30 protein-coding genes, 2 tRNA genes and 2 pseudogenes are annotated in these 21,761 nt (G+C 54.9%); 32 read left to right on the top strand and 2 right to left on the bottom strand.

Annotated features, from left to right (window positions below; translation table 11 throughout):
• The 28 genes and pseudogenes from rplB to ruvX all read left to right on the top strand — a co-directional run.
• Positions 1–103, top strand: a pseudogene (rplB, locus tag PPP56_RS11895) (50S ribosomal protein L2); the annotation flags it as partial.
• Positions 104–151: 48 nt separating this feature from the next.
• On the top strand, positions 152–439 hold the full coding sequence (rpsS, locus tag PPP56_RS11890; protein ID WP_353564264.1) for a 30S ribosomal protein S19: 288 nt from the start codon (positions 152–154) through the stop codon (positions 437–439).
• 57 nt (positions 440–496) lie between these two features.
• Positions 497–853: a 50S ribosomal protein L22 gene (gene rplV / locus PPP56_RS11885; RefSeq protein ID WP_353564263.1), complete on the top strand. Its 357-nt coding sequence runs from the start codon at positions 497–499 to the stop codon at positions 851–853.
• Positions 854–926: 73 nt separating this feature from the next.
• Positions 927–1,643, top strand: a complete 717-nt coding sequence (gene rpsC / locus PPP56_RS11880) for a 30S ribosomal protein S3 (protein ID WP_353564262.1) — start codon at positions 927–929, stop codon at positions 1,641–1,643.
• 128 nt (positions 1,644–1,771) lie between these two features.
• Positions 1,772–2,212 carry a 50S ribosomal protein L16 gene (rplP, locus tag PPP56_RS11875; protein ID WP_353564261.1) on the top strand — a complete coding sequence of 147 codons (441 nt, stop codon included), beginning with the start codon at positions 1,772–1,774 and terminating at the stop codon, positions 2,210–2,212.
• Between the two features lie 54 nt (positions 2,213–2,266).
• Positions 2,267–2,470, top strand: a complete 204-nt coding sequence (gene rpmC / locus PPP56_RS11870) for a 50S ribosomal protein L29 (protein ID WP_353564260.1) — start codon at positions 2,267–2,269, stop codon at positions 2,468–2,470.
• Between the two features lie 43 nt (positions 2,471–2,513).
• The gene (gene rpsQ / locus PPP56_RS11865) at positions 2,514–2,831 is read left to right on the top strand and encodes a 30S ribosomal protein S17 (RefSeq protein WP_353564259.1); all 318 of its coding nucleotides are present in this window, start codon (positions 2,514–2,516) and stop codon (positions 2,829–2,831) included.
• Between the two features lie 170 nt (positions 2,832–3,001).
• Entirely contained in the window at positions 3,002–3,370 is a 369-nt protein-coding gene (gene rplN / locus PPP56_RS11860; protein ID WP_353564258.1) for a 50S ribosomal protein L14, read from the top strand.
• Positions 3,371–3,580: 210 nt separating this feature from the next.
• Positions 3,581–3,967: a 50S ribosomal protein L24 gene (gene rplX, locus PPP56_RS11855; RefSeq protein ID WP_353564257.1), complete on the top strand. Its 387-nt coding sequence runs from the start codon at positions 3,581–3,583 to the stop codon at positions 3,965–3,967.
• Positions 3,968–4,089: 122 nt separating this feature from the next.
• Positions 4,090–4,665 (top strand): 50S ribosomal protein L5, encoded by a 576-nt coding sequence (rplE, locus tag PPP56_RS11850; RefSeq protein ID WP_353564256.1) that lies wholly within the window; start codon positions 4,090–4,092, stop codon positions 4,663–4,665.
• Between the two features lie 141 nt (positions 4,666–4,806).
• On the top strand, positions 4,807–5,076 hold the full coding sequence (rpsN, locus tag PPP56_RS11845) for a 30S ribosomal protein S14 (RefSeq protein WP_353564255.1): 270 nt from the start codon (positions 4,807–4,809) through the stop codon (positions 5,074–5,076).
• A 101-nt stretch (positions 5,077–5,177) separates the two neighbouring features.
• The gene (rpsH, locus tag PPP56_RS11840; RefSeq protein ID WP_353564254.1) at positions 5,178–5,579 is read left to right on the top strand and encodes a 30S ribosomal protein S8; all 402 of its coding nucleotides are present in this window, start codon (positions 5,178–5,180) and stop codon (positions 5,577–5,579) included.
• Between the two features lie 53 nt (positions 5,580–5,632).
• Positions 5,633–6,187 carry a 50S ribosomal protein L6 gene (gene rplF / locus PPP56_RS11835; RefSeq protein WP_353564253.1) on the top strand — a complete coding sequence of 185 codons (555 nt, stop codon included), beginning with the start codon at positions 5,633–5,635 and terminating at the stop codon, positions 6,185–6,187.
• Positions 6,188–6,356: 169 nt separating this feature from the next.
• On the top strand, positions 6,357–6,716 hold the full coding sequence (rplR, locus tag PPP56_RS11830; RefSeq protein ID WP_353564252.1) for a 50S ribosomal protein L18: 360 nt from the start codon (positions 6,357–6,359) through the stop codon (positions 6,714–6,716).
• 42 nt (positions 6,717–6,758) lie between these two features.
• Complete coding sequence (gene rpsE / locus PPP56_RS11825) at positions 6,759–7,289, top strand: 30S ribosomal protein S5 (RefSeq protein WP_353564251.1); 531 nt, start codon at positions 6,759–6,761, stop codon at positions 7,287–7,289.
• A gap of 45 nt (positions 7,290–7,334) precedes the next feature.
• Positions 7,335–7,523, top strand: a complete 189-nt coding sequence (gene rpmD, locus PPP56_RS11820; protein ID WP_353564250.1) for a 50S ribosomal protein L30 — start codon at positions 7,335–7,337, stop codon at positions 7,521–7,523.
• Positions 7,524–7,656: 133 nt separating this feature from the next.
• Positions 7,657–8,121 carry a 50S ribosomal protein L15 gene (rplO, locus tag PPP56_RS11815; RefSeq protein WP_353564249.1) on the top strand — a complete coding sequence of 155 codons (465 nt, stop codon included), beginning with the start codon at positions 7,657–7,659 and terminating at the stop codon, positions 8,119–8,121.
• 68 nt (positions 8,122–8,189) lie between these two features.
• Positions 8,190–9,506 (top strand): preprotein translocase subunit SecY, encoded by a 1,317-nt coding sequence (gene secY / locus PPP56_RS11810; protein ID WP_353564248.1) that lies wholly within the window; start codon positions 8,190–8,192, stop codon positions 9,504–9,506.
• 43 nt (positions 9,507–9,549) lie between these two features.
• On the top strand, positions 9,550–10,359 hold the full coding sequence (gene map, locus PPP56_RS11805) for a type I methionyl aminopeptidase (protein WP_353564247.1): 810 nt from the start codon (positions 9,550–9,552) through the stop codon (positions 10,357–10,359).
• A 3-nt stretch (positions 10,360–10,362) separates the two neighbouring features.
• Positions 10,363–10,581 carry a translation initiation factor IF-1 gene (gene infA, locus PPP56_RS11800; protein ID WP_098063378.1) on the top strand — a complete coding sequence of 73 codons (219 nt, stop codon included), beginning with the start codon at positions 10,363–10,365 and terminating at the stop codon, positions 10,579–10,581.
• A gap of 158 nt (positions 10,582–10,739) precedes the next feature.
• On the top strand, positions 10,740–11,120 hold the full coding sequence (gene rpsM / locus PPP56_RS11795; protein ID WP_353564246.1) for a 30S ribosomal protein S13: 381 nt from the start codon (positions 10,740–10,742) through the stop codon (positions 11,118–11,120).
• A 112-nt stretch (positions 11,121–11,232) separates the two neighbouring features.
• A complete protein-coding gene (gene rpsK, locus PPP56_RS11790) occupies positions 11,233–11,643 on the top strand; it encodes a 30S ribosomal protein S11 (RefSeq protein ID WP_353564245.1) in 411 nt (136 codons plus the stop codon).
• Between the two features lie 181 nt (positions 11,644–11,824).
• On the top strand, positions 11,825–12,427 hold the full coding sequence (rpsD, locus tag PPP56_RS11785) for a 30S ribosomal protein S4 (protein ID WP_353564244.1): 603 nt from the start codon (positions 11,825–11,827) through the stop codon (positions 12,425–12,427).
• 111 nt (positions 12,428–12,538) lie between these two features.
• Entirely contained in the window at positions 12,539–13,525 is a 987-nt protein-coding gene (locus PPP56_RS11780) for a DNA-directed RNA polymerase subunit alpha (RefSeq protein ID WP_353564243.1), read from the top strand.
• A 78-nt stretch (positions 13,526–13,603) separates the two neighbouring features.
• Positions 13,604–14,050: pseudogene (gene rplQ, locus PPP56_RS11775) on the top strand (50S ribosomal protein L17); the annotation flags it as partial.
• Between the two features lie 290 nt (positions 14,051–14,340).
• Positions 14,341–16,581, top strand: a complete 2,241-nt coding sequence (locus PPP56_RS11770; RefSeq protein ID WP_353564241.1) for a RelA/SpoT family protein — start codon at positions 14,341–14,343, stop codon at positions 16,579–16,581.
• A 128-nt stretch (positions 16,582–16,709) separates the two neighbouring features.
• Complete coding sequence (locus tag PPP56_RS11765) at positions 16,710–17,084, top strand: HU family DNA-binding protein (RefSeq protein WP_353564240.1); 375 nt, start codon at positions 16,710–16,712, stop codon at positions 17,082–17,084.
• A gap of 307 nt (positions 17,085–17,391) precedes the next feature.
• Entirely contained in the window at positions 17,392–17,820 is a 429-nt protein-coding gene (ruvX, locus tag PPP56_RS11760; protein WP_502912577.1) for a Holliday junction resolvase RuvX, read from the top strand.
• Between the two features lie 71 nt (positions 17,821–17,891).
• Here the strand turns inward: ruvX and PPP56_RS11755 are convergent, their stop codons facing one another.
• Entirely contained in the window at positions 17,892–18,938 is a 1,047-nt protein-coding gene (locus PPP56_RS11755; protein ID WP_353564238.1) for a DUF72 domain-containing protein, read from the bottom strand.
• A 70-nt stretch (positions 18,939–19,008) separates the two neighbouring features.
• Positions 19,009–19,518, bottom strand: a complete 510-nt coding sequence (locus PPP56_RS11750) for an HIT family protein (RefSeq protein ID WP_353564237.1) — start codon at positions 19,516–19,518, stop codon at positions 19,009–19,011.
• A 111-nt stretch (positions 19,519–19,629) separates the two neighbouring features.
• Between PPP56_RS11750 and PPP56_RS11745 the strand changes: the two genes are divergently transcribed.
• From PPP56_RS11745 to PPP56_RS11730, 4 genes are all read left to right on the top strand, one after another.
• Positions 19,630–20,448, top strand: a complete 819-nt coding sequence (locus PPP56_RS11745) for a PHP domain-containing protein (RefSeq protein ID WP_353564236.1) — start codon at positions 19,630–19,632, stop codon at positions 20,446–20,448.
• A 39-nt stretch (positions 20,449–20,487) separates the two neighbouring features.
• Positions 20,488–20,961, top strand: a complete 474-nt coding sequence (gene ribH, locus PPP56_RS11740) for a 6,7-dimethyl-8-ribityllumazine synthase (RefSeq protein ID WP_353564235.1) — start codon at positions 20,488–20,490, stop codon at positions 20,959–20,961.
• A 220-nt stretch (positions 20,962–21,181) separates the two neighbouring features.
• Positions 21,182–21,255 (top strand) — tRNA-His (locus PPP56_RS11735).
• A gap of 15 nt (positions 21,256–21,270) precedes the next feature.
• Positions 21,271–21,348 (top strand) — tRNA-Glu (locus PPP56_RS11730).
• Positions 21,349–21,761 lie beyond the last annotated feature (413 nt).

The following is a 21,761-nucleotide window of genomic DNA, read 5'->3' as shown; positions in this document are numbered from 1 at the left end:
CCGAAAAGGAGTGCCTGCTAAGGGCTACAAGACCCGCAAACGCAACAAGACATCCAACAAATACATCATTCGGCGGCGGACCGAGCGCAAGAAGCGCCGATAGGAACTGCCGCTAACGCACGCTACCGACTGATTACACCAGCCAACTATTATGCCTCGCTCACTACGCAAGGGCCCTTACGTCTACTACAAGCTGCAACGCAAGGTAGACGCGCTCAACGAGTCCCAGAAAAAGAAGGTCATCAAGACGTGGAGCCGCGACTCCATTATCACGCCAGACTTTGTGGGGCATACCTTTGCGGTGCACAACGGTCGGCAGTTTATCCCGGTATATGTGTCAGAAAACATGGTTGGCCATAAACTGGGAGAGTTTGCGCCTACCCGGACCTTTAAGGGACACGCAAAATCGAAGGTTGACAAGCGAACACGCCGCGCCTAACAGAGATAGCGTGCATGTACCAACGAGAGGCCCTGCGCCCACAAACTGAAAAGCATTATGGAAGCACGAGCTGTACAAAAATACATTCGGAACTCGCCGATGAAAGTGCGGCGCGTCATCAACTTGGTGCGTGACCGTTCGGTGCCAGAAGCGATCAACATCCTCAGCTTTATGCCTCAGAAACCAACAGAGGTTGTCGAAAAGACAATCCGGTCTGCGGTCTTTAACCTGATGGATAAGCATGACGAGCGCTTCGATGAGAGCGAGTTGGTCATCAAAGAAATTCGCGCCGACGAAGGGCCTACTTTCAAGCGGTTCAAGGCAGCTGCCCGCGGGCGTGCGAAGCCGATTCGCAAGCGCACCACCCACCTGACGGTTGTCGTGGAAGTGCGTGAGCGCGAGCCCGTTGCGTAGCTGCGCTGGACGCACCGCGTCCATTCGTCAGCTTTCGATCGCTACATTTGTATAGGAAAACGAGGTATCACCCTTGGGTCAAAAAACACATCCAATCGGATTTCGGCTCGGTATCATTCGTGGTTGGGATTCCAACTGGTACTCCGAGCAGAACCTGCAAGAAAACATAGAGGAAGACCACAGAATTCGCGAGTACCTGGATGCGCGTCTGCGTCGTGCCGGGCTGAGCCGCGCTGTGATTGAACGCACTCCGAAGCGCGTAATCCTGACGCTGCACACGAGCCGTCCTGGCGTCGTGATTGGCCGTGGGGGAAGCGAGGTCGAGAAGCTACGTGAGGAGTTGAAGCGGCTGACTGGGAAAGACATCCAGATCAACATCAGCGAGATTAAAAGCCCAGAGCTTGACGCAACGCTGGTGGCGAAGAACATCGCCCAGCAGCTTGAAGGACGTATCTCGTACCGGCGAGCAATGAAGCAGGCTATGACCTCGGCCATGCGAATGGGCGCAGAAGGAATACGCATTCGCGTTGCAGGTCGTCTTGGAGGTGCAGAGATGGGACGCATCGAAGAGTATCTTGAAGGCCGCGTTCCTCTCCACACGATTCGTGCCGATATTGATTTTGCAAAAGCGACGGCACTGACCATTTACGGTACTATCGGCGTAAAAGTGTGGATTCACCGCGGTGAGATTCTCGGTCAGCCCGACCTCAGTCCGAACGTACAGGCCCAGCAGCGCAAGCAGAAGCAGAGCGGGCGCTCACGTGGCCGCCGCCGTCGAAACCGCAATTGATCGATTACGACTGCGACTATCAAAGACGCAGAGGCGCAGCCGTACGGGCTTATTGTGCCGCTAAGAGTTTCTTGAAATGAATCAGGTGCTGCCGAGTATAAATCGGACAGCAGCAACCCCGAACTACTATGCTTCAACCTAAGCGAACAAAACACCGAAAAGTACAACGCCGGCAAGGCCTGAAAAAAGGCAATGCACAGCGTGGAACGCGTATTAACTTTGGCGACTTTGGGCTAAAAGCGCTTGAGGTAGGTCAGATATCCAGCCGGCAGATTGAGGCCGCGCGTGTGGCAATCAACCGCCATATGAAGCGCGCTGGTAAGGTGTGGATTCGGATCTTTCCCGATAAGCCCGTAACGAAAAAGCCTGCTGAAACGCGGATGGGTAAAGGAAAAGGTGCTCCTGAATTCTACGTAGCCCCTGTAAACCCTGGCCAGGTGCTCTTTGAAGTGGGTGGGGGTGTGTCGCGTGAGGTTGCAAAAGAGGCTCTCCGTCTTGGAAAGCACAAGCTTCCTATCAAAACGAAGTTTGTCGTTCGCCCAACCTATCGTGGCCCTGATGAAGCGTAGCCGACATACAGGCTTCGCACCGCCTCCCCCTGTACTCAAAACATCTGTGTCGTCATGAAAGCCAAAGATATTCGTGACCTTAGCATTGCCGAAATAGAGGCGCGCATTGTGGAGGAAGAAGACCAGCTTGAGCGTCTTCGCTTTCGCCACTCTGTACACGGGCGCCTTGAGAACCCAATGATTCTGCGCACGAAGCGCCGGTTCGTAGCCCGCCTCAAAACCATACTGACCGAAAAGAAAGCAGAGGCCACCGCGTAGATAATTTGGCCTGTGCGCTTTTCCAAGACCCTGACTCCCCGATATGACTGATACGCCTGATACCGAAGCGCTTGACGCTGAAGCAACAGACTCTGGTGCCTCTTCAGAAGCGCGCAACGCTCGTAAAGAGCGCGTTGGCATCGTTGTGAGCACGAAGATGGATAAGACCATCGCCGTAAACGTGCGTCGCCAGAAGAAGCACCCCATGTACGGAAAGTACCTGGAGCGCTCAACTAAGATGCTCGCCCATGACGAAGACGAAGTAGCCGAAGAAGGCGACATCGTGCGCATCATGGAGACGCGTCCGCTGAGCAAGCGCAAACGCTGGCGCCTCACGAAAATTATTGAGCGTGCCGAGTAAGTCTCGCGAGGCCTTCATGTTGCGAGGCCTTCGAAACCACGCTACGCCTGCGAAAACGGCTTCAGCACGAGTGCTGCAGCCTCTCGCGCAGACCATGCAGTGCGTTCTCCGTACAGCGAGTCGACACTGCATCATGTACCTCTTCTTCATATTTGACTGTGTGACAAGCGATGATTCAGCAGGAATCACGACTTAAAGTAGCCGACAATAGCGGTGCAAAGGAAGTGCAATGCATCCGAGTTCTTGGAAGTAGCGGACGCCGCTACGCGAGCCTTGGAGATCGCATCATTGTATCCGTTAAATCAGCCATTCCTGGCGGAACAGTAGGGAAAGGAGAGGTCAGCCCGGCTGTTGTGGTACGGACACGCAAGGAGGTGGGGCGAAGCGACGGATCGTACATTCGCTTTGACGAAAATGCGGCTGTGCTTATCAACGAACAGGGCGAGCCGGTCGGTACCCGTGTATTTGGCCCGGTAGCCCGAGAGCTGCGCGAAAAGCAGTTCATGCGCATCGTGTCGCTGGCCCCTGAGGTGCTGTAAGCAGACCTCTGCTCCTGCTCACGTGCTTGCACAACCGACCCGCTTGGCTGTCTGAACGTGCCGCCTGCGTGTCCTGAGCGTAGCGCCGAATTGTGTACAGGCACAGGCATGTGAAGTATGTACTGGCCAGGCAAAATGCAATGAGAAACGCTTAGGGAAGTGAAAGCACTCGCACCATCGGTACTATAATATACAACTTGAGACACTACTATGCCTCGTACATCGAATAAGCAGCGGAAGCTGCACATCAAGAAAGGCGACATGGTCATGTTAAACAAGACCATAACGTCTGCCTCCTCGGCCGGAGAAGATCGCGAAAAGGGATACGTGGGCAAAGTGCTTCGCGTATTTCCTGAGCGCGAGCGCGCGATCGTCGAGGGTGTAAACATGCGCATCTACCACGAAAAACCCAGCCAGCAGAACCAGTCGGGCGGACGTGTAGAGCGTGAAGCACCTGTTCATGTTTCAAACTTGAATCCCGTTGATGAAAACGGCGACCCGACCCGGGTAGGACGCAAGCGAATCGAAGATCCAGAAACCGGTAAAGGCCGCTGGGTACGGTATGCGAAAACGACCGGACAGGAGCTTGACGACTAAACCATCTACGTGAAACGAGGATGCAGCAGGAACTCACCTGCATTCAAGCTCATTCTCAACATCTGCAGTAGGCTCGCGCCTGGGTGTATTGTGCAGCGAATTAATTGACATAAAGCGACGTCATGCCAGACTCTCCACGACTTAAAGAGAAGTACCAAAACGAAGTTTTGCCCACGCTTGTAGAGCGGTTCGGGTATGACAACGTGATGCGCGCTCCGCGCTTGGAAAAGATTTGCATCAATAAAGGAGTAGGAGAGGCTGAAGAAACGCCGAAACTGCTTGACGATGCGATCGAACAGTTGCGCTCCATAACGGGGCAGCACCCGGAGGTGACTCGCGCGAAAAAGAGTATCTCGAACTTCGGGATTCGCGAAGGCGTGCCGGTAGGAGTTCGTGTTACATTGCGCACCGCGCGGATGTACGAATTTCTCGATCGCCTGGTAACGCTTGCGCTGCCCAACGTGCGTGACTTTCAGGGCATACCTGACCGCAGCTTCGACGGACACGGAAATTACTCGCTCGGCATTAAAGACCAGACGATCTTTCCCGAGATCAACGTAGACAACGTAGACCGTGTAAGCGGGATGGATGTAACGTTTGTTACGACCGCCGAGACCGACGAGGAGGCCTACGCGCTCCTTAAAGAGCTTGGCATGCCTTTCGTGCGTCGTGAAGAAGATGAGGCTGTTGCTGCATAGCAGCGCATGGCTGCTGGCAGGTAGTTTTACTGAATAGTTTTTCTACTGCTTATATCTGTGCTCATGCGAGCCCACTGCTCGTTTGCAGCCCTGCACCGCACTTGCCGACGAGTTTGCTGAATACACACGAGCCCAAAAGCTATGGCTAAGAAAAGCTGGATCGCGCGCGAAAAGAAGCGCCGCGAAACCTACGAAAAGTACAAAGAAAAGCGACGCAAGCTAAAGGAGGAAGGCCGTTGGGTTGAGCTGCAAAAGCTCCCCCGCGATGCCAGCCCCGTGCGTCAGAACAATCGCTGCCCTATTTCGGGGCGCACACGCGGCTACATGCGTGAGTTTGGCGTTTCCCGGATTGTATTTCGTGAGCTTGCCCTGTCAGGTAAGATCCCTGGAATACGGAAGTCCAGCTGGTAGCGCCACCCCATACTGCACCGGTCATGCATCTGTGCATGCCCTACTGCGGCGCGTTTCCTTGCGCGTATGCTTTATGACCAATAGAGACGGACTGACATACAATGAGCGGAATTTCTGATCCTGTAGCCGACTATATGGCGCGCATTCGTAATGCGCAGCAGGCCAACCACGAGTACGTGGAGATCCCTGCTTCGAACCTTAAGCGAGCCATCACCCAGATCTTGATGGAGAAGGGGTATATTAAAAACTACCTCAATATCGACGATGGCAAACAAGGCCGGCTCCGTATTTACCTGAAGTACGATCGCTCGGGAACGCCCGCGATTCAGATGCTGAAGCGCGTATCGAAGCCTGGCCTTCGCGAGTACGCCAAGTCGACCGAACTACCACGCGTGAAAAACGGGCTTGGCATCGCCATCCTGTCAACCTCGCGTGGGGTGATGAGCGACAAGGAAGCACGTCGCTTTGGCGTCGGCGGTGAAGTGATCGGCCACGTATTTTAGATCTGCGCTTTCGAAGCGTCTGTACCTGCTCAATTTGAAATGAAGGTGTATCCATGGCTCGTATAGGTAGTAAGCCCATCACATTTGGCGACGACGTGTCGGTGTCGGTCAGCGACACAAACGTCGTGACGGTCAAAGGTCCGAAAGGAGAACTGACCCAGCAGATTGACCCCGAAATGTCGATCGCCATTGAAGACGATAACATCGTTGTGAACCGTCCGACAGATCAGAAGCGCCACCGATCCATGCACGGCATGTCTCGGTCGCTGATTGAGAACATGGTGACGGGAGTAACGCAGGGCTACAAGAAAGAGCTCACGATTAAAGGAGTCGGTTATCGTGCAAGCCTGAGCGGCGACACGCTTGAACTGGCTCTCGGGTTTTCCCATCCGATATTCTTCCTGCCGCCTGAAGAGGTGGATTTGGAGGTGGAATCAGGGCGGGGGAAAGACGACACCATCACGATTGAGGGCATTGACAAGCAGCTCGTCGGTCAGGTTGCTGCTAAGATCCGCGACCTGCGTCCGCCAGAGCCCTACAAAGGTAAAGGCGTTCGCTACACCGATGAGCACGTGCCACTGAAGGCCGGAAAAACTGCTGCCCGATAGTCTCCCAATTAGGTCATCGGCAAACAGGTCGCAGAGACGCCGTCGACCCCGTTGGATGCTCGCGCACTACGACGCACTGCATAAAACGCAGAAAAGCTCAAACGGACTTCCGGTCGCAGCCTGCTAAACCCATATGCCAACGCATTGAACAAAATAGTACAATACAAGCATGGCTAAAGGCAAAGAAAAGACACGAGCGCGCCGCAAGCGCATTCATAAAAACATTCGACAGACCATCCAGGGGAGTTCGATTCGCCCACGGCTGTCGGTGTACCGTTCCAATAAGTACATCTACGCACAGCTGATTGACGATTGGGCAGGTCACACGCTTGCCTCTGCTTCGACCCGAGATGACAACATTGACGCTGAAGACCCTGTCGGTGCAAGTCATGAAGTCGGTCGCATACTTGCTGAGCGTGCAAAAGATGCTGGTATTGAGCGCGCCGTATTTGACCGGAGCGGATACAAGTATCATGGCCGTGTAAAAGCACTTGCCGAAGGAGCACGCGAAGGCGGCCTGCATCTGTAAATCTACTCCCGCACACGAATACCTGTAGAACAGTAGCCAATTATGGCCAAAGGAAAGAAAAGACGGAAGCGCTCCAACGGAAACAGTCGACAAGAGAACTGGGTCGATCGCTTGGTCGCGATCAACCGGGTCTCGAAAGTGGTGAAAGGGGGACGCCGGTTCTCCTTCAATGCGATTGTAGTCGTTGGCAATGAGAATGGGCTCGTTGGAGCCGGTCTCGGAAAAGCAAACCAGGTAGCCAGCGCGATCTCGAAAGGGAACGAGGATGCCAAGAAAAACTTGGTCCGCGTTCCAATCCGAGATGGCACCATTCCACACAAGGTAATTGGGCGTCAGGACTCTGGTAAAGTGCTTCTGAAGCCTGCGGCACCGGGTACCGGTGTGATTGCGGGCGGAGGCGTGCGTGCTGTGCTTGAATGCGCAGGACTTAGCAACGTGCTTTCCAAGTCGATTGGGACGAGTAACCCGCACAACCAGGTGAAGGCAACAATCAATGCGCTCGAATCACTCGAAGATGCAATTGAAGTTGCCCGCCGCCGTGGCGTCCCACTTGAGAAAGTGTTCAACGGGTAACCCCCGAAGATCTTCACCCTGGCCTGCACAGTTGCACACAAATTTATGTCTACGCTTAAAATCACACAGGTGCGAAGCCTGAACAGCCGCCCTGAAAGGCAGCGTCGAACGATGAAAGCGCTGGGACTGCGTCGCCCTCATGACACAGTCGAACACCAAGACACTCCGCAGATCCGTGGTATGCTTGCAAAAGTGAACCACCTGGTCTCTATTGAAGAGTCTGAGGAAGCGTAGAGCTCCTGCCTTCACAAAGGCGGCCTTCAACGCATTCGGCGGTTAACCAGCGAGGCTTCCCTCACTGCTTTCTGTTCGTTCGTTATTCCATCATGTGCTAATGCCCCTGCATTAGCGTTGAGTATATACTGATATGGATCTTAGTAATCTCTCCCCTGCTGAAGGGGCCACACAAAAGAAGAAACGACTGGGCCGCGGTGTCGGCTCCGGACGAGGCGGCCATAGTTCGACCCGAGGCACAAAAGGCCAGTCGAGCCGGTCGGGCAGCAAGAACCGCCCGCTCTGGTTTGAGGGCGGCCAGATGCCGTTGCACCGTCGCCTGCCAAAGTTCGGGTTCAACAATCCGTTCCCGACCGAGTACAGCATCATTAACATTGAGCGCATCGCTCGCCTGCTTGGTGAAGGTGTGCTCAGTGCAGACGCACCTATCACTCCTGACGTCCTTGAAGACGCCGGCGCAGTGCGTAGTGCTGAACGCGTCAAGATTCTCGGAGAAGGAGAAATTGATGTGTCGATCGATGTGCAAGCGCATGCATTCAGCAGTGCCGCTAAGCGCAAGATCGAGGATGCCGGCGGCACTACTGCCCTCGTCGCGTAAACAACGTCCACACCCATCGGTGGTCGTGTTGTTTGCAAATACACGCTCACCAGAGAACGCCCCTTCGTATGGCTGGTCTTGCCGAAAGCTTTCGTAACATCTGGAAAGTCGAAGAGCTTCGACAGCGTATTATGTATACGCTCGGGCTCTTCGTCGTTTATCGCATCGGTGCCTATGTTACCCTTCCAGGGGTAGATGCACAGGTTCTCTCCGATGTAACCGCACAGGGCGGCGACGCCGGCCTGTTTGGGTTCCTCGACATGTTTGTGGGGGGAGCTTTCCTGCAAGCCGGAATTTTTGCCCTGGGCATTATGCCGTACATTACGGCTGCTATTATCATCCAGCTGATGGGAGCGGTCGTGCCGTACTTTCAGAAGCTGAAACGGGAGGGCGAAGAGGGGCGCCGAAAAATTACTCAGATTACCCGATACCTGACGGTCGGTATTACATCGCTGCAATCTATCGGGTATGCGATCAATCTGCAGTACGGTGCTACAGGGAGTGCCATTGTCATTGGCCCGACCCTATTCATGGTAACCACCGTGATCGTGCTTACCTCGGGAACGGTGTTCGTCATGTGGCTTGGTGAGCGTATTTCCGAAGACGGTATTGGAAACGGTATCTCGCTCCTCATTACAATCGGAATTATCGCGTTCCTGCCGAACGCGGTTATCAACGAGTTCAACCTCACGAACAACTTCTTCATCTTCCTGCTGGAGATCGGCATGTGGACGCTCATCACGGGTGGAATCGTGCTGGTGTCTCAAGGGATACGCCGGATACCGGTGCAATATGCGAAGCGTGTGGTTGGGCGAAAAGTATACGGAGGCACAACACAGTACCTGCCGATCCGTGTGAATGCTGCAGGTGTGATGCCGATTATTTTCGCCCAGTCGATTATGTTTATTCCGTCGACGGTGGCCGCCTTCTTTCCTGAGAGCCCGTTCATGCAAAACATGGGCGCCTGGTTCTCTGATATATCAGGGTTTGGGTATTCGTTCGTCTTCTTCTTCATGACGTTCTTCTTTACCTACTTCTATACGGCCATCACGGTGAACCCCAAAGAGATGGCCGATACCATGAAGCGCCAAGGGGGCTTCATTCCGGGAATTCGCCCCGGAAAGCAGACAAGCGAGTTTATCGACAATATCCTGACGCGCGTTACGTTACCCGGATCGATCTTCCTTGGCTTCGTAGCTATTCTGCCTGCCTTTGCGATGCAGGCCGGTGTCTCACAGGGCTTCGCGATGTTCTTCGGGGGAACGAGCCTGCTCATTATTGTTCAGGTAACTCTGGATACCCTCCAGCAAATAGAAAGCCACCTGCTCATGCGCCACTACGACGGATTCATGAAGAGTGGCAAGATGCGCGGGCGACGCGGATAACATGAATTGGACCACGTACCTCCCCGGTTTTATACAACGCCACATGGTTCATCTGAAGAGCGAACGCGAGATTGACCACCTGCGTGCAAGCGCCGACCTTGTGGGGCGTACCCTCGGCGAGGTCGGAAAACACGTGGAACCCGGAATCACGCCACTGGAGCTTGACGCGATCGCAGAAGACTTCATACGCGACCACGGGGCAGAGCCGGCATTCAAGGGCCACAAGGCCGGTAGTAATGTTTTTCCTGCCACACTTTGTGTCTCCCTTAACGACGCGGTTGTTCACGGCATTCCGAACAGTGACCCCCTCAAAGAGGGCGATCTGCTCTCAATTGATTGCGGGGTTGTTCTTGACGGATTTATCGGCGACAGCGCCTACACATTTGCTGTCGGCGAGATATCGCAAGAGAAACGAGCGCTCTGCAACGTGACCCACAAAGGGCTGCTTGCAGGCATCGAAAGTGCTCAACCTGGCAACCGAACCGGAGACATTGGCCATGCCGTTGAGTCGGAATGCAACGGATATGGCATCGTAAAAGCCCTCTGTGGGCATGGCGTTGGACGAAGTCTCTGGGAAGAGCCCCAGGTGCCGAACTATGGCACCCCTGGTACTGGACGTCGATTAAAACCTGGGCTCGTTATCTGCATTGAACCTATGATAAACGTTGGCGTCAGCGAAGTAACTACAGACGCTGATGGCTGGACGGTACGGACAGCAGATGGCAGCGCCTCGGCTCACTATGAGCACATGATTGCTATCCGAGAAGATGGATACGAGGTGCTCAGCACCTTTGACTACATTGAGGACGTACACAGCCCACCATACACACTGACTGTTTCAGAATCAGCATAACCCATGGCCAAAGAAGAAGCCATCGAACAAGACGGAGAAGTCCTTGAGGCTCTTCCTAATGCGCAGTTTCGCGTAGAGCTGGAAAACGGGCACGAGATCCTCGGCCTGCTCTCTGGCAAGATGCGTATGAACTACATTAAGATCCTGCCAGGAGACCGCGTCAAAGTGGAGCTCTCCCCCTACGATCTCTCTAAAGGTCGCATTGTATACCGCTACAAGTAGCGCGATAGTACAGTAGTATCTGCCTGGAAGCCCGCTTGCATTGTGTGTGGCGGCTTCACGCAGCCTACTTTCCCTGCTCTGGGCCACGAAATGCCGAGCAGACCTGCCCTTGCTATGCCCCGCTCTCAACCTCTGACCTGATTAAGTACTGAAATCTTATGCCACGAATTGCCGGAGTCGATATTCCCGAAAACAAGCGTAGCGAAATCGCGCTCACCGATATCTTTGGTGTAGGGCGCTCACGCGCGCAAGAGATTCTCGAACGCGCTGACGTCGACAAAGATAAACTGCCGCGTGAATGGTCTGACGCTGAGACGCGTGAGGTACGCCGTCTCATCGAAGAAGAGTACGTCGTAGAAGGACAGCTGCGCACCGAGGTGCAGATGAACATCAAGCGTCTGATGGAAATTGGATGCTATCGAGGCCAGCGCCACCGCAAGGGGCTTCCTGTGCGTGGGCAGCGTACCCAGACCAATGCACGTACTCGCAAAGGGAAGCGCAAAACCGTTGCCGGTAAGAAAACGGCTCCACGCAAGTAACCCGGCGGACATAGCAGTATGAGGTAGTATGTCAGCAAGCGTGTTGGCAGGCAACAGGCTCATACACTACAGGCCAACTGCTCCCTCTCTTAACACTGGATAACCCTCTGATATGGCAAAGCAAAAAGGCAAACGCGGAAAAGGAAAACGAAACGTTCGCAAGAAGAACGTCGTCGTTGAATCGAACGGACGGGCTTACATCAAGTCCACGTTCAACAACGTTATTATAACCCTCACCGACCAGTATGGCAACACCATCTCGTGGGCCAGTGCTGGCAAGATGGGATTCAAAGGGAGCCGCAAAAACACTCCCTACGCTGCACAACGTGCCGGCCAGGCTGCGGCACAAGAGGCCTACGACCTCGGACTGCGACGTGTAGATGTGTACGTGAAAGGGCCTGGTTCGGGTCGCGAGGGAGCCGTGCGTGCGCTTTCCGATGTCGGGCTTGAGGTTGCTACGATCCGCGACGTTACGCCGCTACCGCACAACGGATGCCGCCCTCCAAAGCGTCGCCGCGTGTGATCAAGACCGTCCGTCCATCGCATATGCCAGACCACTTACTCCAGCATATGCATGGATCGTTGGCGATCAAGACGCACCCGCGTTGATGTCGCACAGTCGTTGCACGGTGGGATGCCGCACGCCCCACGTTGCTTGAACATCTGTATTTTACTGTACACCAAGATATATAACAAAGCGTCACATGGCTCGATACCGAGGCCCCAAACAAAAAGTAGCCCGCCGATTCAAAGAACCAATCTTTGGGCCCAGTAAAGCACTGGAGCGCAAGCCGTACCCCCCAGGACAGCATGGTCGTGGGCGTCGTCGTCGCGAGAGTGAGTACGCGGTTCAGCTCAAAGAGAAGCAGAAAGCAAAGTACACCTACGGGATGCTTGAACGCCAGTTCAAGAATCTCTTCAACCGTGCAACCCGGAAGCGAGGCGTTACCGGAGATGTCTTGCTTCAGATGCTTGAAATGCGGCTCGACAACATTGTCTTCCGCATGGGATTCGGACGCACACGTCGTCAGGCACGTCAGTTTGTGAACCACGGCCACATCCTGGTTAACGATCGTCCGGTTGACATCCCCTCTTATGAGGTGAGCGTAGATGATGTCATTGAGGTCCGCCCCCGCAGCAAGACCATCGAACCAATCCAAGAAAACACCGAGCGCCAGCGCCGTGTTTTTCCTTGGCTTGAAGTAGACCACGGAAATGCGAAAGGTCGCGTCATCCGCATGCCTGAGGTAGATGAGATCCCCGAAAATATAGAATCCCAACTGATTGTGGAGCTCTACTCCAAGTAACAGTTTCATCTTTTCAGTCTGGACGAGGCACAGATAGGCCGTAGCAGCCGCTCGCCTGTGTGCCTGTACCACGCTCCGCACCGCCTTTGTATAAAATACCGACTTGAGCGTATGAATAACTTTGGGATCCAAATGCCGGAAGCGGTCCACGTAGAAGACGCTTCCGACACGACCGGACAGTTTGTTATCGAGCCGCTTGAACGGGGCTTCGGCATTACTATTGGCAATGCCCTGCGCCGCGTTCTTTTGTCCTCTATGCGTGGACAGGCCATTACCGCAATAAAGATCGACGGAGTTCAGCACGAGTTCTCGACGATCCCGGGGGTGACCGAAGACGTTTCGGACATTATCCTCAACCTGAAAGGCGTACGCCTGAAGTCAGAGGAAATGCACGAGGCGCACATTCACTTGACGTTGGAGGGACCGGGTAACTGGACGGGCGCCGATCTGCAGGATGCAACCAGCGAGTTTGAGATCCTAAACCCGGATCATCATATCGCCACGCTTGCTGAAGATGCAACTGTTAACGTTGATCTTCGCATCGGGTACGGGCGTGGGTACGTTCCTTCTGACGAGAACAAGCGCGAAGATGACCCCATCGGGGTGATCGCAATAGACTCGATCTTCACGCCGATCAAGAACGTGAAGTACTCGGTTAAGCCAATGCGTATCGGAGAGAAGATCGACTATGAGGAGCTCACCCTTGAGGTAGACACCGACGGCTCAATCACGCCTGAAGAAGGACTGACGCGTGCCGCCGCTATCTTGCGCGATCACATTCAGTTCTTCATTCAGCTCGACGAAGAGCCAGAGCCGGTTGTTGAAGAGCAGGAAGTCGACGAAGAAGTTAAGCGCATTCGCGAGTTGCTGGCACAGCCCGTCGACGAACTCGATCTGTCGGTTCGTTCGCACAACTGCCTGAAAGCGGCAAGCATCAAGAACATTGGTGACCTGGTGCGTCGTGAAGAAAGCGAGATGCTCAAGTTCCGCAACTTCGGACGTAAGTCACTGCAGGAGCTGGTTGAAGTGCTCGACGACCGTGGACTACACTTCGGAATGAACGTCGAAGAGTATCTGGAAGAACAGTCCGGCAGCTAACGCTACTGAACGAGACTGCCTGTGTACCGCACAGGCCCTCGCGCAATAAACACGATTACTTTTGGTTTATAGATTGTCATGAGACACCGCACAAAACGTCACAAGCTGGGGCGCACCAGCGCGCATCGCAAACGGACCCTGCAGGCGCTTTCAAACGCGCTGATTGAGCACAAACGGATCCGTACCACCATCGCCAAAGCAAAGGCGATGCGCCCGTTTGTTGAACCGCTCATCACGCGAGCAAAAACAGACAACGAGCACAACCGCCGTCAGGTCTTTCGCTACCTGCAAGACAAGAAGGCCGTAACTACGCTCTTTGACGACATCGCAGAGCAAGTAGGAGATCGCCCGGGCGGCTATGTGCGCATCATCAAGCTGGGTCAGCGTAACAACGGTGGCGCCGAGATGGCACTCGTTGAGCTTGTTGACTACAACGACGTTCCCCCGTCAACAGCAGGCGGAAGCAGCAGCGGATCGCGCACACGTCGTGGTAGCGGTAAGGGAAGCCGTGATGATGACGAAGAGTAGCACCCCGTATCGTGCAGGCAAAAGGTAGAAGTACACCGTACAGACGCGGTCCATCTCGTCTGGATGCCTGCTGCGCCGGCTACAGTAACGTCAAAAACCGAAAGCGAGATAGAAGCGAAACCGCTTCTGTCTCGCTTTTTTATTGGGACCGGTTGCGCTGAGGACGTGTGGAGAGGTCCTCTAATGGTAAGGTGCCTACACTGACAGAACGCTTTGTATGAATCCCGCGAACATAAGCATCGTATAGGGTAGCAGCACGCCTATACTCACGGGGTTATACAGCATTTATGATTCAAGCCTCCTCCGTTCTGAAAGAGGCCAATATCTCCATTGAGCCGAAATTTGAAGCTCGTCTGGAGCGCCTACTTGCGCACTGCCGCACGCATCTGCCTAACGTAGACGAAGACATGGTCCGGCGTGCGTTTCGGCTGAGCTACTGGGCGCATCGGCACCACTGGCGGGCTTCGGGGGAGCGCTACATTGCGCATCCAATGGAGGTTGCAGACATTGTAGCGCGCGATATAGGTCTTGACGATGTAAGCGTAGCGGCTGCGCTCCTGCATGACGTTGTTGAGGACACCGACCTCTCGATCGGTCTCATTCGTGAAGAGTTTGGCGACACGCTCGCAACGATCATCGACGGACTTACCAAGATTAGCGGGGTATTTGCGAGTCGAGAGCTTGGGCAGGCAGAGAACGTGCGCAAGCTCATGCTTTCGATGGCAACCGACCTACGTGTCATCCTGGTTAAATTTGCTGATCGGCTGCACAACATGCGCACGATCGAGGCGCTTCCTAAAGAGAAGCAACTCAAGAAGGCAAGCGAAACAAAAGAGCTCTTTGCCCCGCTTGCGCATCGCTTTGGGCTCTTCGCGGTCAAGAGCGAACTCGAAGACTTGTCGCTGAAGGTACTCGACCCCGATTCATACTATCATATCCTGAACAGCCTGGCCGACCGAAAAGAGGAGCGGGAGGCGTACATCGCATACTTCACCGAGCCGCTGAAACAGCGCCTTGAGGCAGAGGGCTTTACGTTTGATATTTATGGGCGGGTCAAGAATATCTACTCCATTCATCGGAAGATGAAGCGGCAGAATAAACCGCTTGAAGAGATCTACGATATTTTTGCGATTCGCGTTGTGCTTGATGAAAGCGGAAAGAAAGGGCGGGAGGACTGCTGGCGAATCTACTCCATTGTCACCGATCTTTACAAGCCGCTCCCAGAGCGCTTTCGAGATTTTATATCGGTTCCCAAGTCGAACGGCTACCAGAGCTTGCACACTACGGTGCTTGGCCCAAAAGGGCGGCGCGTAGAGGTACAGGTACGCACGAAAGAGATGCACGAAGTGGCCGAGCGCGGTGTGGCTGCGCACTGGAAATACAAGGAGGGGGGCGACCGTTCGGATGAGGAGATGGACCAGTTCCTCGACTGGGTTCGCGACCTGCTCGACAGTCCCAAGCCTGAACAGGCAACGGAGTTTGTCGAGGAGTTTCAGCTGAATCTGTACGACGAGGAGATCTACGTTTTCACTCCAATGGGCGATCTCATGACGCTTCCACAGGGGGCCACGCCTGTCGATTTCGCTTTCAAGGTGCACACTGAAGTGGGCATGCAGTGCATCGGTGCGAAGGTCAATGGTAAGATGGTGCCTCTCTCGCGCGAACTGGCAAGCGGTGATCAGGTGGAGATAATTACCTCAAAAAAGCAATCCCCCAATCCAGACTGGATTAACTTTGTCGTTACGCACAAAGCGCGTAGTCGCATCCGCCACTGGACCAACGAGAAACGCCGCAAAACCTCGCAGCTCGGCCGCGAGATCTGGGAGAAAGAGGCGCGCCGCGCTAACGTAGAGATTAGCGACCAGGACCTTCAAGAGGTAGCGCACGAGCTTAAGTTCCCGGATCTCCAGCAGCTATTCTACGAGATCGGAAGTGGGCTCTACGAGCCTCAGAAGCTCATCGACCGGATCAAGCTGGGAGCCAAGAACGACGAAGCCGCCGCCAAAGAGGCTAACGAAGAGGAGCTCCGAAAGAAGTACGAACGGTTTCTGGATGCAGCCCAGACGTCAGGCAAGCAGGCTCTCCTCATCAACGGTGAACTGCAGACCGATCTGGCGGTGAACTACGCAGCCTGCTGCAATCCGATTCCGGGAGACGAAGTCTTCGGCTACGTGAGCCGCTCCGGGTCGATCAACATCCACCGCTCCAACTGCCCGAATGCGCCCGACCTGCTTGCAAACCACCCCGATCGCATCCTCGAGGTAGACTGGAGTCATCAGAACGATGTGCAGTTTGGTGCAGCTCTGCGTCTTGTCGGTGAAGACCGGGTCGGAATGGTTAATGACCTGACAACCGTGATTTCCAAGAACTTAAAGACGAATATTCGGTCTATAACTATTGACTCGGAGGACGGTATCTTTTCAGGGACGATCGTGCTTCACGTGAGCGACCTGGAGCACTTGAAGCGTCTCATGGAACGCCTGAAGCGGATCGACGGCATTCACGGGGTCTATCGTTTTGAAGAATAGCTTACTTGAGAAGAATAGCTTACTTGAATAGTGATGCGCCTGCACTGCGTAGCTTCACGTAACAGGCATTCGGCCCGCAGTATGTTAGTCCAACTCATCGATTCAGTCTCATAAGCTACGTTGGTACCATGGCAGAACGTACTGAAACCATCACAAAGAAAGATATTGCGCGCCGTGTTGCGCAGGAGATGGATACCCCCGTTTATAAGAGCGAGCCGTGGGTCAACGCGGTGCTCGACGCGATGGGCGACTTCCTCCTCGAAGCTGACCCCGAGGTGCGCATCGAGCTGCGCGACTTTGGCGTGTTTGAGGTAAAGAAAACAAAAGCAAAGCCCAAGGCACGCAATCCCAAAACCAACGAGACTGTGTTCGTACACAGCCGCCGAAAGACCCACTTCCGTCCAGGCAAACGCATCCGCGAGGTGCTGCAGACTCCGCTGCATGAACTGGGGTACGAAATTCCAGAAGGCAGTGCCGATAAACACCTCGACGACGATGAGTAGGACGGTAGCCTACAAGATTACGCTCAGGAGCACGCTGGTCGGTGATAGCAGGCAGTGTGGTTCCAACCTGATACCCAAGTCATGTAGTGTCTACAGACACGCCAAGAGATTGGTACTATGAGATTGGTACTATGAGATTGGTACTATCAGCGCGCCTGGACTTGCTGCATCATGTTCATTAGCACCATGTTCATTGGCAACATGTTCACTGTGGACACTGTGTCGGCCATCTGCGTTGCGAAGCTTTCCGCCAACGTGGTCATACCGCGTTCCAGCTACGTCCGATTATAGCCCTGCACCACTGTGCTTGAACACCGTGCTTGAAACCCCTCCACGTCTTGTTGGCATCGATTACGGCACCAAGCGAGTAGGAATTGCGCTCTCAGATCCGCTCCACATGGTGGCACGTCCACATCGCACGGTGTCTCCCCCAGCGCTTGTAGATGAGCTGCAAGCCATCCATAGCAAGCACGGGATTGCACGCATTGTCATCGGCTGGCCCCTGAAGCCAGATGGTACCGCTGGAGCAATGACTGAGACTGTACAGAAGTGTATCGATGCGATTCGGGAGGCGCTGCCCTCGGTGCCTGTCGATAAACGCGACGAACGCAACACATCAGAGCTTGCCCAGCAGGCACTCAGCGACGCGGGGGTACGACAGCCCGGTCGGCATGACAAGGGCCGGGTGGATGCGGCAGCGGCGGCTCTTATCTTGCAACACTTCCTTGATGAGTAATAGGACGTACGAATAGAAAAGACGGGCGAGAGGTATACGGTGCACCAAGGTCGTCGCTGCAGCTACGCATCTCATGATCGCTTTTCTCGCTCATCCAAAATGCGATGCGCAACGGTGCGTGCCAGGTCGGGCGCGTTTCCCCAGGCTCGGTTATTGGCAATGAGGTAGAGGGTGGTATCTTGCTGCTCCGCCTGAAAAGCCAACGCGGTGGCATCGAGCACCATGTCGCGGGCCTGTCTGGTTTCAGAGAGGGCTGGCGCGGGCTTGTCGAACGGATAGGCGTGTTTGAATGCCTCGGCATAGGGCATGTCGCGCGGCGTGAGAAGGCGACTTACAACCGTGCTGTTGCCCTGCGTAAAGCGTCCACCACAGCGATTCCACTGTTCGCGGATCATGGGAAGCCAGTTCCAGTGACTGAAGACATGTCCGAGACCGCGGGTGTTAAGCCAGTCAAAGTAGACAGGCTGCAAGAGATGACCAGAGCGTATTTCGAGGTGCGTGGGGATCTCGGTAGGTACCGCGCTGAAAAACGAATCAAGCTCTTCTGCAAAGGCATGGGGCGGCGGGCTGTCGCGCTTGCGCTGATACTCCTGCTGAAAAATAATGCCAGCCAGGCGATTATCAAGGAGCGTACGGGCAGGGTCCAGGAACGTATCTACATATGCCTCCGCATCGAGATAGTCGGCGTTTGTCGTGTATCGGGGTCCGTTGCTGGTGTTGGAGCGAAGCGTGCGTGCGCTGAATCGCTGAGGGGCCTTGAGCAAGAACCGCGCACTCCCGGGGGCCGCGTCGGCATAACGCTTCAGCGTGTGAAACGTGCGCGTGGGCTCTCCTGCGTCGTGCAAGGGATGATAGAACGTGAAGTCGATCTCCAGCACCGAGAAATGATCGAAGTAGTGCGGCGCATAGGAGATCGGGACCTTGTCGATGGTGTAAGACTCGCCGCCAAGGGTGCGCGACTGCGAGGTCGTTTCCGAAGCAGCCTCCTCAGGATACACCTGGCCGATCCAGCCTGCGTACCGATCGCTGGCGGTCCCAAATCGGACACGAGGGTGCACATGGTGGAAGACGTACGCATCGGCTTGATCGCGAAGTACATCGAGAGAGGCGTCAGACATAGTCGGACGTATCGGTTGAATGAAGCAAACGGTAGGAAAATTAAGAACCTGTACCAGCTATCGGTACAAATCAGGCATCCGGGTCTGCCTCGATGACGGCGCGGATCTTTGCATACGTATCGTTGAGCGACTCAGGGATCACTTTCGTCTGCCCGGTCGTGGGCATAAAGTTCGTATCTCCGCTCCAGCGCGGCACTACATGCATATGCAGATGCTCCGGGATGCCGGCCCCGGCGGCACGTCCTACATTGATCCCCATGTTAAATCCTTCGGGGTGAAGCGCCTTGCGGAGCCACTTCACGCACCGGTTGGCCGCCTGTGCAAGCGCACTTCGTTCGGCATCTGTCAAGGCATCGTATTCAGCAACAACCCGGTACGGCAAGATGAGCAGGTGGCCGTTGTTGTATGGGTGCAGGTTCATAATGACGAATACCTGCTCGCCACGCCATAGAATCAGATTCTCGCGGTCGTTATCCTGGCGTACCAGATGCGAGAAGATAGACTCATCCGCATCCAGATCTGGACGATCATTTGCATTCTCAACATACGCGGCGCGCCAGGGGCTCCAAAGCCGGTCCATACAAAGAAGAAACTCAGTGAGAAAAAACCACAGAGGTAAACTTCGTCAGTAGGGTACGGTTCAGGGGGATGCGAACGTCCCCGTTTTCTCCGCCCTGCGCTCCGCATCCGTATGATTTACGCCGACCTGCATGCCCACACCACCGCTTCAGATGGACGGCTTGCTCCTGACGAACTGGTGGCAGCCGCCTGTGATGCAGGGATAGAGGTGCTGGCCGTTACAGACCACGACACCGTTGCCGGGATAGAGGCTGCCCAGAAAGCGGCCGCGTCGACGTCGCTCACCGTTGTGGCAGGGGTCGAGTGCACGGTGCATTTTAAAGGGCACGGGCTGCACCTGCTCGGATATGGCATCGACCCGAACGACGCGGCGCTGCGTCGTCATTTTGATGATTACAAAACAGCCCGACGCACCCGGGCACAGGCAATCGTGCAGCGTCTCCGCGAGAAGTGCGGCCTATCTATCTCCTGGGAGGACGTAACCGAGCAAGTCCCTGAAGAGATTGTCGCGCGTCCGCACATTGCGGCGGCCTTAAAGCAGGCAGGGGCGGTGGATACGGTTAACGAGGCGTTTGAGCGGTACCTGGGCGACGGGGGGCCGGGCTATGTGCCTCTGCCAACTGTTGATGCAGTTGCCGTGATGCATCAGATACAGGCTGCTGGAGGCGTGGCATCGATTGCGCATCCGGGGCACTGGCTGCCAGGCACCGTGCTCCGCGGCATGATCAAAGCGGGTCTCGATGCACTTGAATGCGTACACCCCTCCCACGACGCCTCGCTCGAAGCTTACTACCGGAATCGGGCCCGGTCGCACGAGCTGCACGTGACCGGCGGATCCGACTTTCATGGTCCGCTGACCGAGCATCGGTATCCGGGGCGCATCGGACTTTCGCGACGCGCCTGGGAACGAATCGCATCAGCCTGCACGTAACAGCTTCTGCATTCTTGTCGACCATCAGCTGCATACAATATGCCCAACCGCATCGAAGGACGCCACATCGTTGAAGACGCTAACTTTGGAATCATCGTAAGCCGCTTCAACGAGCTCATTACAGAGCAGCTTCTTGAGGGCGCGCTCGGTGCCTTACGTCGGCACGGAGCCGATGTCAGCGAAACGACTGTGGCCTACTGCCCAGGAGCACTTGAAATACCGGTGCTTGCCAAAAAAATGGCAACCTCCGGGCAATACGACGCCATTATTACGCTTGGAGCGGTTATCCGTGGAGCCACGCCTCACTTCGATTATGTGTGCTCGGGGGTAACCAGTGGAAATATGACCGTCTCCGTAGACACTGGAGTCCCTGTAATCTTCGGGGTGATTACGACGGACACAATTGAGCAGGCGATTGAACGGGCCGGCACGAAAGCTGGAAACAAGGGCGAAGAGGCTGCACTTGCAGCGATCGAGATGGTCGACGTTAACGCACAGCTCGATGCTTCATGACAGCTTCCTATGAGTGATTCGTGAACCTGGAACACCGATAGGGGGGCAGCGTCAATGTGTATGCCTTAACGGAGAGCTTGCTGCGCTGAGACGAGCCTCGGAAAGTTTGAATACTCAAGCTGTACGATAGCTTAAAAAGCAATGCACAGCGGCTTCACGGTAAGCGCCTTGCAAAAAAGCAAAGGGCCTTGTATCGTGTTTACTCCGTGAGTGCAACATGGTGATCGTAGCTCAGTTGGTTAGAGCGCCAGGTTGTGGTCCTGGAGGCCGAGGGTTCAAATCCCTCCGGTCACCCTCACATATTAAGATGCCGCGTTCGTCTAGTCTGGTCTAGGACGCCGCCCTTTCACGGCGGTAACACGGGTTCGAATCCCGTACGCGGTACCAGAAAGCGCCTTGACCTGCACGTTGAGGCGCTTTTTTTGTTGATGGCAGGCACATCTTTCAGCATGCATATCCTTACGTGACGCCCCTCCGCTCAGTCCGTCCTCTAATGAAGACATGTTTTGGACGAGCGGTGCCTTCATATATCTGTATCTGCATCGCCGGATATCCCCGGTCGGGCCACCGGCACGTTTCTTTATCGCCTGAAATTGCGCTGCTGTGCATACTACACATCACACAGGTTGCTACGCACAGGGTAGTATTACAAAAAAGAGACTCACCTTCTTGCATTACGTTACGATGACATGTACTATGTTATATGCGAATCAGGGGTTGAGCGCGAGGATGAGCACGGCAGCAGTAAGCCGTCCGAAGACATGAACAAGCAAACCGGAGTAGGAACGCACCTTTGAGGC

It is taken from the genome of Longimonas sp., from assembly GCF_040409695.1.
Taxonomy (GTDB): Bacteria; Bacteroidota; Rhodothermia; order Rhodothermales; family Salinibacteraceae; genus Longimonas.
This window is presented reverse-complemented; position numbering and strand designations above follow the sequence as displayed.